Source organism: Micromonospora sp. NPDC049240 (assembly GCF_040647835.1).
In the GTDB taxonomy this organism is placed as follows: Bacteria; Actinomycetota; Actinomycetes; order Mycobacteriales; family Micromonosporaceae; genus Micromonospora.
Genome location: NZ_JBEZCX010000017.1, coordinates 105,127 through 118,836 on the forward strand (window position 1 = coordinate 105,127; position 13,710 = coordinate 118,836).

General features: G+C 74.4%; 16 protein-coding genes and 1 pseudogene. 8 read left to right on the top strand and 9 right to left on the bottom strand.

The window, feature by feature from the left end:
- The first annotated feature begins 198 nt into the window (after positions 1 to 198).
- The 5 genes from AB0B02_RS24650 to AB0B02_RS24670 all read left to right on the top strand — a co-directional run bounded on the left by AB0B02_RS24650 (position 199) and on the right by AB0B02_RS24670 (position 3,855).
- Positions 199 to 1,572, top strand: coding sequence for a DNRLRE domain-containing protein (locus AB0B02_RS24650; RefSeq protein ID WP_357303916.1), 1,374 nt, complete (start codon positions 199 to 201; stop codon positions 1,570 to 1,572).
- Between the two features lie 99 nt (positions 1,573 to 1,671).
- A complete protein-coding gene (locus AB0B02_RS24655; protein WP_357303919.1) occupies positions 1,672 to 2,214 on the top strand; it encodes a hypothetical protein in 543 nt (180 codons plus the stop codon).
- Between the two features lie 44 nt (positions 2,215 to 2,258).
- On the top strand, positions 2,259 to 2,681 hold the full coding sequence (locus tag AB0B02_RS24660; protein ID WP_357303922.1) for a hypothetical protein: 423 nt from the start codon (positions 2,259 to 2,261) through the stop codon (positions 2,679 to 2,681).
- 56 nt (positions 2,682 to 2,737) lie between these two features.
- Positions 2,738 to 3,418, top strand: a complete 681-nt coding sequence (locus tag AB0B02_RS24665; RefSeq protein ID WP_357303925.1) for an HAD family hydrolase — start codon at positions 2,738 to 2,740, stop codon at positions 3,416 to 3,418.
- A complete protein-coding gene (locus tag AB0B02_RS24670) occupies positions 3,415 to 3,855 on the top strand; it encodes a VOC family protein (protein WP_281934844.1) in 441 nt (146 codons plus the stop codon). Before AB0B02_RS24665 ends, AB0B02_RS24670 begins: the two co-directional genes overlap by 4 nt.
- Before the next feature lie 40 nt (positions 3,856 to 3,895).
- Here AB0B02_RS24670 and AB0B02_RS24675 read toward each other — a convergent pair whose 3' ends face one another.
- Positions 3,896 to 4,084 carry a hypothetical protein gene (locus tag AB0B02_RS24675; RefSeq protein WP_281934846.1) on the bottom strand — a complete coding sequence of 63 codons (189 nt, stop codon included), beginning with the start codon at positions 4,082 to 4,084 and terminating at the stop codon, positions 3,896 to 3,898.
- A 67-nt stretch (positions 4,085 to 4,151) separates the two neighbouring features.
- Here AB0B02_RS24675 and AB0B02_RS24680 point away from each other — a divergent pair, with 67 nt between their 5' ends.
- Positions 4,152 to 4,484: a hypothetical protein gene (locus tag AB0B02_RS24680; RefSeq protein ID WP_357303929.1), complete on the top strand. Its 333-nt coding sequence runs from the start codon at positions 4,152 to 4,154 to the stop codon at positions 4,482 to 4,484.
- Here AB0B02_RS24680 and AB0B02_RS24685 read toward each other — a convergent pair.
- Positions 4,481 to 5,425, bottom strand: a complete 945-nt coding sequence (locus tag AB0B02_RS24685) for an FAD-dependent oxidoreductase (RefSeq protein WP_281934851.1) — start codon at positions 5,423 to 5,425, stop codon at positions 4,481 to 4,483. The two genes, AB0B02_RS24680 and AB0B02_RS24685, sit on opposite strands and share 4 nt — an antisense overlap.
- 114 nt (positions 5,426 to 5,539) lie before the next feature.
- Between AB0B02_RS24685 and AB0B02_RS24690 the strand changes: the two genes are divergently transcribed.
- Positions 5,540 to 6,436 (top strand): LysR substrate-binding domain-containing protein, encoded by an 897-nt coding sequence (locus tag AB0B02_RS24690; protein ID WP_357303933.1) that lies wholly within the window; start codon positions 5,540 to 5,542, stop codon positions 6,434 to 6,436.
- Between the two features lie 15 nt (positions 6,437 to 6,451).
- On the opposite strand, the gene AB0B02_RS24695 is transcribed toward AB0B02_RS24690, so the two are convergent.
- The 6 genes and pseudogenes from AB0B02_RS24695 to AB0B02_RS24720 all read right to left on the bottom strand — a co-directional run.
- The gene (locus tag AB0B02_RS24695) at positions 6,452 to 7,690 is read right to left on the bottom strand and encodes a VWA-like domain-containing protein (protein WP_357303936.1); all 1,239 of its coding nucleotides are present in this window, start codon (positions 7,688 to 7,690) and stop codon (positions 6,452 to 6,454) included.
- Positions 7,687 to 8,919 (bottom strand): MoxR family ATPase, encoded by a 1,233-nt coding sequence (locus AB0B02_RS24700; RefSeq protein ID WP_281934857.1) that lies wholly within the window; start codon positions 8,917 to 8,919, stop codon positions 7,687 to 7,689. Before AB0B02_RS24700 ends, AB0B02_RS24695 begins: the two co-directional genes overlap by 4 nt.
- 39 nt (positions 8,920 to 8,958) lie before the next feature.
- Positions 8,959 to 10,290 (bottom strand): hypothetical protein, encoded by a 1,332-nt coding sequence (locus AB0B02_RS24705; protein WP_357303939.1) that lies wholly within the window; start codon positions 10,288 to 10,290, stop codon positions 8,959 to 8,961.
- A gap of 91 nt (positions 10,291 to 10,381) precedes the next feature.
- Positions 10,382 to 11,242, bottom strand: a complete 861-nt coding sequence (locus AB0B02_RS24710; protein WP_281934861.1) for a hypothetical protein — start codon at positions 11,240 to 11,242, stop codon at positions 10,382 to 10,384.
- Between the two features lie 46 nt (positions 11,243 to 11,288).
- Positions 11,289 to 11,903: a dihydrofolate reductase family protein gene (locus AB0B02_RS24715; RefSeq protein ID WP_357303944.1), complete on the bottom strand. Its 615-nt coding sequence runs from the start codon at positions 11,901 to 11,903 to the stop codon at positions 11,289 to 11,291.
- An 86-nt stretch (positions 11,904 to 11,989) separates the two neighbouring features.
- A pseudogene (locus AB0B02_RS24720) lies at positions 11,990 to 12,202 on the bottom strand (DUF664 domain-containing protein); the annotation flags it as partial.
- 216 nt (positions 12,203 to 12,418) lie between these two features.
- On the opposite strand from AB0B02_RS24720, the gene AB0B02_RS24725 reads away from it, so the two are divergent.
- Positions 12,419 to 12,844: a hypothetical protein gene (locus tag AB0B02_RS24725; RefSeq protein ID WP_281934865.1), complete on the top strand. Its 426-nt coding sequence runs from the start codon at positions 12,419 to 12,421 to the stop codon at positions 12,842 to 12,844.
- Between the two features lie 67 nt (positions 12,845 to 12,911).
- Here the strand turns inward: AB0B02_RS24725 and AB0B02_RS24730 are convergent, their stop codons facing one another.
- Entirely contained in the window at positions 12,912 to 13,658 is a 747-nt protein-coding gene (locus AB0B02_RS24730) for a hypothetical protein (RefSeq protein WP_357303947.1), read from the bottom strand.
- Positions 13,659 to 13,710: the final 52 nt, after the last annotated feature.

A 13,710-nucleotide genomic window follows, 5' to 3' on the forward strand; every position in this document is an offset into this window, starting at 1 on the left:
ACGGACAGCCATCGTCCGGGCGGCGTCCGGCCACCACAACGGACGGTCGGTGCCGTCCGGATGTGCGGTCGGCGAACGGCGCAAAAACATCGAGGAGTTTCCCTGTCCGGACGCGGCGTTCACCCGCCCGTCGCCCGCCGGTCCATCGACATTCCTACCTTCCGTGGGCTGTCACAACCCCCACGGAAGGGGCCCTGGATGGGCATTCGACTCCCCCGACCATCGGTCACGCTGGGCGCGGCGACCATGCTGGTCGCCGCCAGCACGGCCGCCGTCCTCACCGGCTCGGGCGCCGCGTCGGCGGCGAGCGTCACGTTCGCCCCGGTCGCCGACACGTACGTGCAGAGCGACACCGCCGGCACCAACTACGGCACCGCCACCCAGCTCGTGGTGGACAACTCCCCCGCCCGCCGGATGTTCCTGCGGTTCACGGTCACCGGCCTCAGCGGCACGGTGACCGGCGCCAAGCTGCGACTGCACACGATCAGCGGCAACAACGGCAGCGACGCCGGCGGCAGCGTACGGGCGATGTCCGGCACCACCTGGTCGGAGACCGGCACCACCTGGAACAACCAGCCGGCCGTGGACGGCGTCGCGCTGGGCTCGATCGGGTCGGTCGGCCCCGGTAGCTGGTACGAGGTGGACGTCACGGCCGCGGTCACCGGCAACGGCACGGTCAGCCTGGCGGCCACCTCCGCCAGCAGCGACGGCGCCTACTACGACGCCCGGGAGAGCGGCGCCACCGCCCCGCAACTGGTCGTCACCACCGGCACCACCGCGCCGTCGGCCGACCCGGTCCTGGTCGGCGCCGGCGACATCGCCACCTCGGGCTCCGGGGACACCGCCACCGCCGCGCTGCTCGACGGCATCTCCGGAACCGTGTTCACCACCGGCGACAACGTCTACAACAGCGGCACCGCGTCGGAGTTCACCAGCTACTACGCGCCCACCTGGGGCCGGCACAGGGCGCGTACCCGGCCGTCACCGGGCAACCACGACTACAACACCTCCGGCGCGAGCGGCTACTACGGCTACTACGGCAGCCAGGCCGGGCCGAGCGGGCGCGGCTACTACTCGTACGACCTGGGCAACTGGCACGTGGTGTCGCTGAACTCCAACGTCGGCATGTCCGCCGGCTCGACGCAGGAGCAGTGGCTGCGGGCGGACCTCGCGGCCAGCACCAAGCCGTGCACGCTCGCCTACTGGCACCACCCGCTCTACACGTCCAGCTCCAACCACGCGCCGTCCACCGGAACCCGACCGCTCTACCAGGCGCTCTACGACTACGGCGCGGACGTCGTCGTGTGGGGACACAACCACGTCTACGAGCGGTTCGCGCCGATGAACGCCAACGGCGGCTACGACGCCGCGCGGGGGCTACGCAGCTTCGTCGCCGGGATGGGCGGGGCCGACCACTACGGCTTCGGCACCATCCAGCCCAACAGCGAGGCGCGCAACAGCAGCGCGTTCGGGGTCCTGAAGTTCACCCTGCACGCCACCACCTACGACTGGCAGTTCGTGCCGGTGGCGGGGCAGACCTACACCGACAGCGGCACCGGTAGCTGCCACTGAGACGGGGTGACCGCCCCGGCCGGGCTTCCTCGGCCGGGGCGGTGTGCCCGCCCTCCATATGCGTCGCGTCCCCGGTGTGCCCGGTGCGACCATGTCGACATGCGTAAGATCCCCACGCTGTTCCGCCGCGACCCCGAGGACCGCCGACGCGTCCTCGACGAGGTCGACCCCGAGTGCCGGTGGGTGCTCGACGGTGAGGGCGTCGCCACCCGCAAGTACGACGGCACCTGCGTGCTGCTCGACACCGACGGCACGTGGTGGGCCCGGCGCGAGGTGAAGCCCGGCAAGGCCCAGCCGCCCGGCTACCGGCCGGTCATGACCGACGGGACCACCGGCAAGACCGTCGGCTGGGAGCCGATCGACCGCTCGTCGTTCGCGAAGTACCACGCCGAGGCCCTGGCCGCGCACGCGGGCGAGCCCCGCCCCGGCACCTTCGAGCTGATCGGCCCCAGGATCAACGGCAACCCCGAGGGGGTACGCGGACACGCGCTCGTCGCGCACGCCGAGGCCGACCGGCTGGACGTTCCGCGCGACGCGCCCGGCCTGCGTGAGTGGCTGCTGGCACATCCCGCGTACGAGGGCGTCGTCTGGCACCACCCGGACGGCCGCCGCGCCAAACTCAAGCGCCGCGACGTCACCTAGGTCACGGGGCAGCCCGGCCGGGGAATGATCGCTATCCTCCTGCGGTGATCCGTAGCCTGGCCTCCCTTTCCCTGCTCCTCCTCGTCTCCGGCTGCGCGTCCACCGACGCGCCCCACTCCGCTCAGGCCAGTCCCACCGCGCCGTCCGACCTGGCGGCGGCGTCCGCATGTCGCCTGGTGGCCGACGCGATCGAGAAGCAGGACCTCGGTTTCGGCGCCGGCACCCGGCCCGGGGCGCGAGCCGTCAAGTCGGTCGATCCGGGCGTGCAGGAAGCCGGCCGGGAACTGGTGGTGGTCGGCATGGAGGCCGAGAGGCTCTGGGTGAAGAACGACCCGACGGTGGACCGGGGACCCGCCGACGCCCGCGTGGCCGAGGCGCAGCAGAAGTTGCTATCGGCCTGCACCGACCTCTTCGGCCCCCAGCCGTGGCCGTTCGACAAGCGGCCCTCGCCGACCGCCACGCGCTGACCACCTCAGGGAACAGATCGGCAGGCTGGCGAGGCGACACCGGTGGAGGTGGCCACATGATCGAGGCGGTCTTCTTCGACGTCGGGGGGACGATCCTCGACGAGTCCCGCGAGTTCGCGGACTGGGCGGGCTGGCTCGGCGTGCCCCGGCACACGTTCTCCGCCGTCCTCGGCGCGGTGATCGCCCGGGGGCAGAACTGGCAGGAGGCGTTCCGGACCTTCCGGCCCGACTTCGACCTGGCGACCGAGTTGGCGCGGCGGGCCGCCGCCGGCCGGCCGGAGTCGTTCGACGAGGACGATCTCTACCCGGACGCGCGGGCGTGCCTGACCGCGCTGAAGGATCAGGGACTGCGCGTCGGCCTGGCCGGCAACCAGCCGGCACACGCCGAGGCGAGCCTGCGCGCACTCGACCTTCCGGTGGACGTGATCGGCACGTCGCACGGCTGGGGCGTGGCGAAGCCGGCGCCGGCGTTCTTCGCGCGGCTCGTCCGCGAGGCCGGCCATGACCCGTCGTCCATCCTGTACGTCGGCGACCGGCCTGACAACGACGCGGGCGCGGCCATGGCGGCGGGCATGCCGGCGTGCCTGATCCGGCGCGGGCCGTGGGGTCACATCCTCGACCTGCCGGCCGTGGCGCAGCGCTGCCTGTTCCGGATCGGGTCGCTCGACGAACTGCCGGGCCTGGTCGCGGCACACAACGCCGGCCGTCGGTCCGCCGTTCTACCCTCGGGGACATGACGATTCAGCGCATGGACAACGTCGGCATCGTCGTCGACGACCTCGACGCCGCCGTCGCGTTCTTCACCGCACTCGGCATGGAGTTGGAAGGCCGGATGCCGATCGAGGGAAGCTGGGCGGGGAAGGTCGTCGGGCTCGACGACATGCGCAGCGAGATCGCGATGATGCGGATCCCGGACGCGCCGGGCCGGCTCGAACTGGCGACGTACCACTCGCCGCGGGCGATCGTGCCCGAGCCGAGCGTCACCCCGGCCAACACGCGGGGCCTGCACCGCGTCATGTTCGCCGTCGACGACATCGAGGACACGCTCGCCCGGCTCCGCCCGCACGGCGCGGAACTCGTCGGCGAGGTGACGCGCTTCGAGGACAGTTTCCTGCTCTGCTACCTGCGTGGGCCGAGCGGCATCATCGTCGCGCTGGCCGAGCACCTGACCTGAGTCGCTTACGCTCTCAGGTCGACAGGGCGCCGAGGGCTGATCAGTCGCCGGCCAGCTCCGGCCGATGCTCTTTGATCCACTTCTGGACGTCGGACCTCAGCCAGACCTTGCCCTGCACGAGGTCGGCCACCGGCTCCGGGAAGTTCCGGTGACTGGTGATGACGTAGACACGTTGCTTGCTGATCCCGCCAAGCATCACGCGAATCTCCGCTGCACCCACCAGCTCCATGTTCCGGACGCTAGACAGTTGCCCCGACTCCTTGACCCGGGTCAACGACTCGGTCACCGTAAGGGGTATGTCTACGCCGAACGGGTCCCCCGTGCCGAACCGCCAACGCCGGGCGGTCAGACCTCACCTGCCGAGTCGTCCGCTGTGGCTGTGCCGCGTCTGCGCCGCGCCGTGGCCATGCCAGCCGGCCCGGCTCCTGCTGCTGATGGAGTACCGGCGCGACCGGGTGTCCCTGTCGATCTACATGGCCGGTTGCCTGTTCGACGCCACGGCGGATCTGCTGGCGCTGACCCCGAACCCGGGCCCGGATCCCGCGGCGCTGTTCGACCGGTTCCTCGCGTGGACCGCTCGCGAACCACGAACGCCCGCCGCGCCGCAGCCGCCGGCACCGCAGGCCTAATCCGCCAGGGCCAGGTCGGCGACCTCGGCCGCGCAGCCCCAGGACAGCGTCACCCCGGCCCCACCGTGCCCGTACGCGTGCACCAGCCGCCCACCGCCGGGATCCCGCTCGACCCGGGGCCCGCCGTGCCGGACCGGTCGCAGCCCGATCCGTTCCCCCAGCACCGGCGCGTCCGCCAACCCTGGCACCAACGCGACGCAGCGACGCCGGATCGCCGCCGCCGTCTCCGGGTCCGGCCGGGTGTGCCCCACCCCGGGCTGGTAGGTGCCGCCGAGCACCACGTCGTGCCGGCGCGGGTGCACGTACGTGACGCCCGCCGGGTCGTCCTCGTCGCGTACCGAGACGGTCAGGCCGGGGTTCGCCACCAGCACGATGTGCCCGCGCGCCGGGTGCACGGCCGGGTCGGCGGCGAGCCGGCCGGCGGCCAGGCCGGTCGCGTTGACCACTGTCGGCGCGATCTCGTACGCCTCGGCGAGCGTGTCCAGCGCACGCCGGACGATTCGGCCGCCACCGGCCGCCACCTGCCGGTGCAACCAGGTCAGGTAGCGGTTCATCTCCACCGTCGGCGCGGTGAACCGCAGCAACGCGGTGTACGGCGGCCGGGCCGGCTCGACCACCAGGTCACCGCAGGCGTCGGCCCACCAGGGCGGCCCGGCGTACGGGCGACGCAACCACATCCGGGTCGGCCGGTCCACCACCCCGGGCACCCCGTCGGCGGCCTGGCGGCGCAGCTCGGCGTGGGTGTCCCGGGCCCAACGCAGCACCCGCGGATCCGCCTCCGTGTGGCTCGGGTACCAGACCGCCGCGGCCACCGTGGACACCGTGTCCGCCGGGTCGTCGGCGGTCAGCACGGTGACCCGCGCGCCGCGCCGCTGAAGCGTGACCGCCGCGGTCATCCCGATCACCCCGCCGCCGACCACCACCACGTCCGCTGTCGTCATGATCCGCGCCCCTCGCCCGTACCGTCGATGTGTTGCCGATGGTGGCCCCCGGGAGACGGTGCCGTCCAAGACGGATCGGACCGGCGGCGATAAGCGGCGCTTATGATGGGTGGCATGGTCGAGGCCCCGGGCGCCTGGTCGGACCTGCGCCGGCTGCGCTCGTTCGTGGTGCTCGCCGACGAGCTGCACTTCACCCGCGCGGCGGCCCGGCTGCGCATCGCCCAGCCCGCGCTCAGCCAGCAGATCCGCGCCCTGGAACGGCAGCTCGGCGTGCCGCTGGTGCACCGCACCAGCCGGGGCTGCACGCTGACCGAGGTCGGCGCCCGGGTCGCCGACGAGGCCGTCCGGCTGCTCGCCGAGGTGGACGCCGCCACCGCCCGCATCCGCGACCTGGCGCGCGGCCGGGGTGGTCGGCTGCGGTTGGCGTACACCAGGTCGGCGCGCGGCGGCCGGGTCGACACGCTGATCGCCCGGTTCCGGGCCGCCCACCCCGGTGTCGAGGTGGTGTCCGAGACGGCGTGGACCGCGCCGAACGTGGCCGGCCTGCTCGCCGGCCGGCTGGACGCGGCGTTCGTCCGGCCGCCGGTGGACGAGCCGGCGCTGGCCTGCCGCACGGTCGACACCGAGGAGCTGCTGCTGGCGTTGCCGGCGGGCCACCCGCTGGCCGCCGGCCGCCGCCGGATCGGCCGGGCCGAGGTGGTCGACCTGCCGGCGGTGATGTGGCCACGGGAGAACGGGCCCGGCATGTTCGACCGGACCATCGCCCAGGTGTGGCCGCGCGGCGGCTTCCGGCTGGTCCGGCACGAACCGGACGACGAGCAGTTGCTGCGCGCGGTGGCCGACGGCGACGTGGTCGCGGCCGTGCCGGCCGGTCGGGCGCGGGCGTTGCGGCTGCCCGGCGTACGGCTGCGCCGGTTCGCCGCCCCGACGCCCACCGTGGACGTCGGGTTGGCCTGGCCGGTGGACAGCACCAACCCGGCGCTGCACGCGCTGCTGGCGCTGCTCGACTGAACCGGACCGCCGCGCTCACCGGGACGGGGAACCGAGGGTCACCACCCGCGCCCAGTCCGGCGGCGAGTCCGGCACGTGATCCGGGTCCTGCTCGCTCCACCGCACCGGCCGGGGAAACAGGCCCACCACGGTCCGGCAGGAGGGCCGGGTGGCGGGCCAAGGCGTCTGCCCGTCGGTCAGCACGACGATGACGTCCGGGCGCCGGGCGTCCCGCAGCGCCCGCGCGAATCCGGTACGCAGGTCCGTGCCACCGCCGCCGACCAGCGGGAGGTCCTCGGCCCGGCACAGCATCAGCACCCGGTGCGCGGCGGCGTCGCAGGGCAGCACGGTGACCAGGTCACGGCGTCCGCCCACGGCCCGGGCGATCGCGGCGACCTCCAGCAGCGCGCTGCCCAGTTCGGTGTCGCTGACCGAGCCGGAGGTGTCGACGACCACGCAGACACGCGGTGGCCGGCGGCGCAGCGCCGGCAGGACCACACCGGGTACGCCGGCCGAGCGCCGCGACGGCCGACCGTAGGTGTAGTCGTCGCCCGCCCCGGAGGCCGATACCGCGGAACGGACGGCGGCGCCCAGCAGCTCCCGCCACGGCTGCGGCGGGTGGAACACCTCCTCCGCCCACCGCCGCCAGCCCTTCGGCGCGGTCCCGGGCCGGCCGGTGATCCCCTCGGCCACCCGGAACCGCACCGCGTCCCGTTCCTGCTCGGTGAGCCCGTGCGCGCCGTCCGGTCCCAGGTCCCACGCCCGGCCCAGGCCGTCGGCGCCGCTGCCGCAGTCCAGCCAGGCCAGGTGCTGGGTGAGCGGTCCGAGCCGGAACTGGCGCAGGTACTCCTCCATCAGCTGTCCCTCGGGCAGGCGCAGGCAGCCGGGCTCGACGGCGTCCGCGGGCCGGACCAGCCCGTCGCCGTACGCGTCGTCGTTGATCTCGCAGTCCGCGGCGATGTTGATCCGCAGCCGTTCCGCGGCCCCGGTCAGCCCGTGCTCCCGGAGAAACCGGTCACCCCTGCCGTGGTGGTCCCGCAGCAGGTGGGACACCTCGTGCACCCACACGGCGGCGAGGTCCGCCACCGGCGTACGGGCCACGAACAGCGGCGAGACGTAGCAGCGCCAGTGCCGGTCCACGGCCATCGTGGGGACCCGGCGGGACTCGACCACGTGCAGCGCGAACAGCGCGGTGGCCAGATAGGGGCGGACTCGCGCCGCGTACAGGCGGGCGGTGAGCAGCTTGTCCCGGTCGAGGACGACGGTGGCGCTCATCGGCCGGCCGCGACCCGGGCCGCCGTCTCGTCGGCGCCCCGCGACAGCGACGCCACCGCGGTGAGGCGGTCGATCACCGGCGGGATGTCCCAGTCCTCGCGGCGTAGCCGGGCCAGCGTGGCGGCGGGGACGACCACCAGGTCCGGGGCTCCGGTCTCCGCCGCCCGGCCGAGCAGCGTCCAGGCCGCGTCCCACCGGGCGCGTTCCGGGCGACGCCGGACCGCCTCCACGACCGCGTCCAGCACGGCCTGGCGCAGGTCACCCCGCTCGGGCAGGGCGGCGGCGTGCGGATCGGCCAACACCTCCTCCGGGTCGGGCAGATCCATCCGGTCCAGGCTGGCCAGCAGTTCCAGCCCCGGCCCGTCGCCCACCGCGCCGCGGACCAGTGCGGACAGCACGTCCCGCGAGGTGTCCGCCGCGGCGGCGAACGCGATCAGCCGCAGCGCCATCTCCCAGCTACGCGGCGAGGGCCAGGCGCCGCCCCGGCCGGCCTCGCTGGTCGGCAACCGGTGCACCAGCGTCGGGCGGGCCGACAGCAGCGTGCACACCGCGCGGCGGGCGTGTTCGACGGCGCCGGCCAGCCGCGCCGGGTCGAGCCGGGGCAGGGCCGCCCGGGGCCAGGTGCCGCCGAGACCGCGGACGACGACCTCGTGGTCGTGGCTCCACTGGAGATGGACGAACCGGTTGGCCAGCGGCGGGCTCAGCTCCCAGCCGTCGGCGGCCGAGGTACGCGGGTTGGCGGCGGCCACGATCCGGACCCCGGGCGGCAGGCGCAGGCTGCCGACGCGCCGTTCCAGCACGAGGCGGAGCAGTGCCGCCTGCACCGCGGGCGGGGCGGTCGACAGCTCGTCCAGGAACAGCAGTCCCCGGCCGGCGTGGACCAGGCGCACCGCCCAGTCCGGCGGCGCCATCGGCACGCCCTGGGTGGCCGGGTCGTCGCCGACGACCGGCAGACCGGCGAAGTCGGACGGTTCGTGCACACTGGCGATCACCGTGGTCAGCGGCAGATCAAGGGACGCGGCGAGCTGGGTCAACGCGGCCGTCTTGCCGATGCCCGGCGCGCCCCAGAGCAGCACCGGCAGATCGGCGGCCACGGCCAGCGTCAGCGCCTCCAGTTGCGGGTCGGGCCGCGGCTCGGTGGCGCTGGTCCCGAGCAGGGCGATCAGGTCGGCGGCGACATCGAGCTGCGCCGGCGGGTGGGTGTCGGTCCGGATGGCGGCAGGGGGCATGAGCATCACCTTGGGGGTTCGTGACGGGCTGCGGCCCGGTCAGCGGAAAAGGGCGTGACGAGGGTGGGAACGCCGGTCCGAGGCGGATCGCGGGTCCCGGGTGGACGGCACCGGGCAGCGGCCGGCGAGCCCGGCCCGGAACAGCCCGTGGCTGATCCGCCGGAGCGCGGCGTCCTCCAGCTCCGCGCGCAGCTCACCGTGGCGCAGCAGCGCGTCCGGCCCGAGCAGCGCCTCGACCGCCGCCACCGCGCCGGGCAGGTCGCCGTGGTCGAGGCGGGCGCGGATGTCGGGCAGGGACTCGGGCCGGCGGTGCGCCTCGTCGATCGCGCGCAGGCACGGCAGCGGCGTACCGGTGAGCGTGGCGAGCAGCTCCTCCCGGCGTACCTCCGCCGGGTCGTGGTCCAGCGGCGCGAGCACACCGTCGACGAGGCCGATCCGGTGCCGGACGCCACGGCAGTCGACCAGGCGGGGCCGGTCCCCCGGCCGGTCGTCGCGGGCCCGGACGGTGGCCGGAGCGTCCGGGGCGAGCGCCGACGCCACAAGCGGGTGCAGCCGGTCGGGCTCGATCATCCGATGACGCAGCAGTTCCACGTCCGGCGGTGTCCGGGTCGCCGCGTCCGGCAGCACCGGCAGCGCGGTCGACCGGCCTGACCGGGCCGTCCACCCGCCGCCCCGGCGTTGCAGGATCAGGCGGCGACGGGACCCGAGCCGCACCGCCACCGCTTCGCCGGTCGAGCCCTCGGCCCGGAGCAGCAGCGCCGCCTCGGCCGGCCACCGGTGTGCCGGATATCCGTGGGCCGGCCCCGCCGAGTCGACCGCCGGCAGGTCGGCACCGGAGCGGACCCGCAGTTCACCTGCCCGGCGCGCATCCCACAGGTGGCGGTGCAGGTCGAGCCGGAAGCGACGGTCGGGACGGGGATGCGGGTGGGCCGCCACGTCGTCGCCGGGGCCGGCCCACACCGCCAGGCTGATCCGCTGCCCGGCGTCGGCCCACGCCGGCGGTGTCCGCGCCACGAGCTGCGCCGCCCCGGCACCGCCCCGGCCGGGCGGGCCGTACCGGGCCAGTGTGACGGTCAGCCCGGGACGCAGCAGCCCGTCCGGGGCGGTCCTCGGCAGGTGCCAGCGCAACAGGTCGGGCGCCAGGTGCCGGAGGTCGTCGCGGAGCCGCGCGGCCAGCTCCCGGCCGTGCCGGTGGACGACCGCGCGCAGGCTCAGATCGACGTCGACGCGGGTGACCGCACAGGCGCCGGCCCAGTCGCCCACCGAACGGCGGGCGGTCGCGGCCTGGATCATGTCGGGCGGGACGGCGTACTCACGCACCCGCTGCCAGAGGGAGAGGCGGAAATCCGCGTTCGCAACCGGAGAGCGCATCAGCACTCACCTTGCGCGAACCGGGCCCCCAATCTGCACGAGAGAGTCATCGCCGAGGATCGTAGCGGCGCGCCCGGCGGACCGCCAGCGGTTACCCCGGACCGGCCACCGGCGCGGGCGCCGCGGGCGCGCGGCGCCCGGCTCCGGCGAGGCCGGCGACGAGCAGCAGGTAAGCGGTCAGCTCGACCAGCACGGCGAGCGCCGGCACCGGTTGCGGCAGTGCCGCCGTGGGCGTGACGGCGTACAGCACCTCGGACTCGGTGAACGTCGGGACGGGCAGCCGCACCGCGTCGATGCTGGTGTCGATCAGTGGCCATGCCACCAGCGACAACAGGACCGCGCCGGCCGCGGCGAGCCAGCGACCCCGGCCAACCAGCAGCACGGCGAGCGCCAGCGCGGTCAGCGCGAGGGCGAGCGCCGGAAGGACCGCCAGGATCAGCGCGCCCACCGCGTCCGCCACGTCCGGCCCACCCGGCCGCGACCGCTGCTCGGCCAGCAGGTCCCGCCGAAGGTCGACGACCCGGATCAGCGCGTACCCGAGGAGCGGCACCGCCACCAGCGCGGCGGTCACCACCGGGCCACGCGTGACGCGGGCGCGCCACCCGACCAGCAGCAGCACGGTCGCGGCCAGCGCCGCCCCGCAGGCGGTGAGGCCCGCCGCGAAGCCGGCCGTGACGTCGACGTGCTCGATCCGGCCGTACACCGTCCAGCCGAACTCCCGGCCGCCGGGCGCCGCCGGCATGGTGCGGACCGCGTCCACCAGCAGCACCGCCAGCGCCGCCGGCACCGACCAGCGCGGGGCCGGCAGGCCACGGGTCAGCGCGTAGGCGAGCAGCAAGGCCAGGCTCAGCACCTCGGCGCCGCGCCACACCGGGTGCGCCGCCAGGACGCCGACGGCGTGCAGCACGGCGCACACCGCCGCACCGGTCAGGAGCAACGGGCCGCGGCGCACGCCGCGGATCTTGCCACGGCGTGCGGGCCCGCCGCTGCCCCGCCCGTCAGCTCCCGGTGACCAACTGCTCCTTCGCGTCGTCGTAACCGGCCTGGCCCGGTGCGTCGGCCGGCGCGTAGATGACCCGGATGACGCCCGTCGGGTACGCCTCCGTCGCGGTCACCCGGAGGTGGTACGGGCGGTCGCCCTCGTCGAACAGCTTGCGTCCCTTGCGGGCCGCCACCGGGTGCACCAGCAGCCGCAGCTCGTCGACCAGCCCGGCGGCGAGCAACTGCTGCACCACCGAGATCGAACCGGGGATGAGGACGCCCTTGATGCCGGCGTCGGCCTTGAGCGCCGTCACCGCGTCGACCAGGTCGCCCTGGACCAGCTCGGAGTTGCGCCAGGAGAACTCCAGCGGCTGGCGGGAGACGACCACCTTGCGCATGTCGCCGAGCTGCTTGGCGAACGGCGCGTCGTCGCCGCCTTCGGCCTCCCGGCCCGGCCACGCGCCGGCGAAGCTGTCGTAGGTCTCCCGGCCGATCAGCAGGACGTCGGAGGTGTCGTAGTCCTCGGTGACGGCGCGGCCCATGTTGTCGTCGAAGTAGGGGAAGTGCCAGTCCGGGTCGATCTCGGCGACGCCGTCGGCCGAGATGAACAACGTGGAGACGACCTTCGCCATCGTGGTGCTCCTTCATGTTCCAGGTGATGTCGACGGGTGGACCGCCGTCGCATGCCAAACTCATCGGCTCGTCAGCGGGTCACGCCTCAGATCGTGAAGTCCGCCGGCGCGCCCTCGCCGACCCGCCCGTCCACCGCCTCGCGGAGCAGGTCGGCGTGTCCGGTGTGGCGCGCGTACTCCTCGATCATGTCGAGGAGTATGGCGCGGACCGTGGGCGTGCGACCGTCCGGCGAGGTGAAGGCGGCCGGCCCGGCCAGGCCACGCTCCTCGGTCACGGCGGCCACCAGGGTGCGGGAGCGATCACCGGATCATAGGCCGCCGTGACGCTGCCGGCTGTCCCCGTTGCGCCTGACGCGTGAGAAGGGGCCCCACCTATACCGGAGGCGTTAAGCGGGGGCCCCGCCTCACTCCCGAAGCGATCAGGAATCGAGAAGCGGGTGGGCAGCGGCGGTCGTAGCGTTTCTGCTGAGCGGGGCGGCGTCACGTCGACCGCCGGGGAACGAGGGGGAACCGAGATGAGCGAGGGCTTCAGCGCCGAGGAACGCGCCGCGATGAAGGAGCGCGCGGCCGAGCTGCGCGCCGAGGGGAAGAAGGGCGGGAAGAAGGCCGACGAGTTGCAGGCGGTCCTCGACCGGATCGCGCAGATGGCGCCGGCCGACCGCGAGTTGGCCGAGCGCGTACACGTGACGATCACCGCCGCCGCTCCCGAGCTGTCGCCGAAGACCTGGTACGGCATGCCCGCGTACGCGAACGCGGCCGGCAAGATCGTGGTCTTCTTCCAGGATTCGGGGAAGTTCAACTACCGCTACTCGACGGTGGGCTTCCAGGACGCGGCCAACCTCGACGACGGCGACATGTGGCCGGCGTCGTTCGCGCTGCTGCGGTGGAGCCCGATGGTGGAGAAGCGGCTCACCGAGCTGGTGCGGACCGCGGTCTCCTGACGGGCCTTCCGGTTGCCCCCGGTCCTCGCGGACGGCCCGTCTCGGCGGGCCGCCGATGCGGGCCGGCTCACCGTTGCCAGGAGTCGAGCCCGCGGGCGGCGGCGCGGGCGACGTCGTCGGCGAGGTCGGGGTTGTCGCTGCTGCCCTCCCAGCCCTGGTCGTGCACGACGGTCACCGCGTCGGCGAGCTTCACCACCGTGATCTGGCTGGTGGTGGTGCCCTCGGCCGGGCTTCCGTCGAGGCTCGTCGCCGGCCGGGTCAGCGTCACCAGCAGCGCGTCGTCGCCGGTGCTCGCCAGCGGCTGCGACCGGACGGTGACGGTGGCGCCCCGCTCCGGGAAGGAGCGGCAGAGTGCCAGCGCTGCCCGGACCCGGCGCAGGTAGTCGCCGGCGCCGGTGCCGGTGAAGGCGAAGACGGTCTGGTGCAGCGTGCCGTAGGGGACGTTCTCCGGTGGGTCCCCGGGCGTCTGGTAGGTGCTCATCATCGCGGCGCCCGCGGTCACCGATCGGCCGCCGGTGGCGAACTCCTCGGCGCACAGCTTCGGCAGCGCGTCGGCGACCTCCATCGGCTGGGGGGCACCCTTGCGCAGCTCCGCGGGCAGGTCGACGAACGCGGACCTCGGGATGGTCACGGTCGTGGCGGTCGACGACGACGCCGACGGTGCGGCGGCGGACGTGGGGACCGTCGACGGTGCGGGGGGCGCGCCCCGGTTCGGGTCAGTCCCGCCGTCGGTGCAGGCGCCGGCCAGCAGCGCGGTGGCGAGCACCGACAGGCCCCACAGTCGCCGCCGGTCAGGTCGGCTCGGTCTGTTCACATCGACCTCCCTTCTCCCGGCGTGCCCGCTCCCGGTCCCGCCGAAACGCCGG

Excerpts from the sequence above, each read along its gene's own strand:
- AB0B02_RS24650 (WP_357303916.1), top strand. The coding sequence starts at position 199 with ATGGGCATTCGACTCCCCCGACCATCGGTCACGCTGGGCGCGGCGACC.
- AB0B02_RS24655 (WP_357303919.1), top strand. The coding sequence starts at position 1,672 with ATGCGTAAGATCCCCACGCTGTTCCGCCGCGACCCCGAGGACCGCCGA.
- AB0B02_RS24665 (WP_357303925.1), top strand. The coding sequence starts at position 2,738 with ATGATCGAGGCGGTCTTCTTCGACGTCGGGGGGACGATCCTCGACGAG.
- AB0B02_RS24670 (WP_281934844.1), top strand. The coding sequence starts at position 3,415 with ATGACGATTCAGCGCATGGACAACGTCGGCATCGTCGTCGACGACCTC.
- AB0B02_RS24675 (WP_281934846.1), bottom strand. The coding sequence starts at position 4,084 with ATGGAGCTGGTGGGTGCAGCGGAGATTCGCGTGATGCTTGGCGGGATC.
- AB0B02_RS24680 (WP_357303929.1), top strand. The coding sequence starts at position 4,152 with ATGTCTACGCCGAACGGGTCCCCCGTGCCGAACCGCCAACGCCGGGCG.
- AB0B02_RS24685 (WP_281934851.1), bottom strand. The coding sequence starts at position 5,425 with ATGACGACAGCGGACGTGGTGGTGGTCGGCGGCGGGGTGATCGGGATG.
- AB0B02_RS24690 (WP_357303933.1), top strand. The coding sequence starts at position 5,540 with ATGGTCGAGGCCCCGGGCGCCTGGTCGGACCTGCGCCGGCTGCGCTCG.
- AB0B02_RS24695 (WP_357303936.1), bottom strand. The coding sequence starts at position 7,690 with ATGAGCGCCACCGTCGTCCTCGACCGGGACAAGCTGCTCACCGCCCGC.
- AB0B02_RS24700 (WP_281934857.1), bottom strand. The coding sequence starts at position 8,919 with ATGCCCCCTGCCGCCATCCGGACCGACACCCACCCGCCGGCGCAGCTC.
- AB0B02_RS24705 (WP_357303939.1), bottom strand. The coding sequence starts at position 10,290 with ATGCGCTCTCCGGTTGCGAACGCGGATTTCCGCCTCTCCCTCTGGCAG.
- AB0B02_RS24715 (WP_357303944.1), bottom strand. The coding sequence starts at position 11,903 with ATGGCGAAGGTCGTCTCCACGTTGTTCATCTCGGCCGACGGCGTCGCC.
- AB0B02_RS24725 (WP_281934865.1), top strand. The coding sequence starts at position 12,419 with ATGAGCGAGGGCTTCAGCGCCGAGGAACGCGCCGCGATGAAGGAGCGC.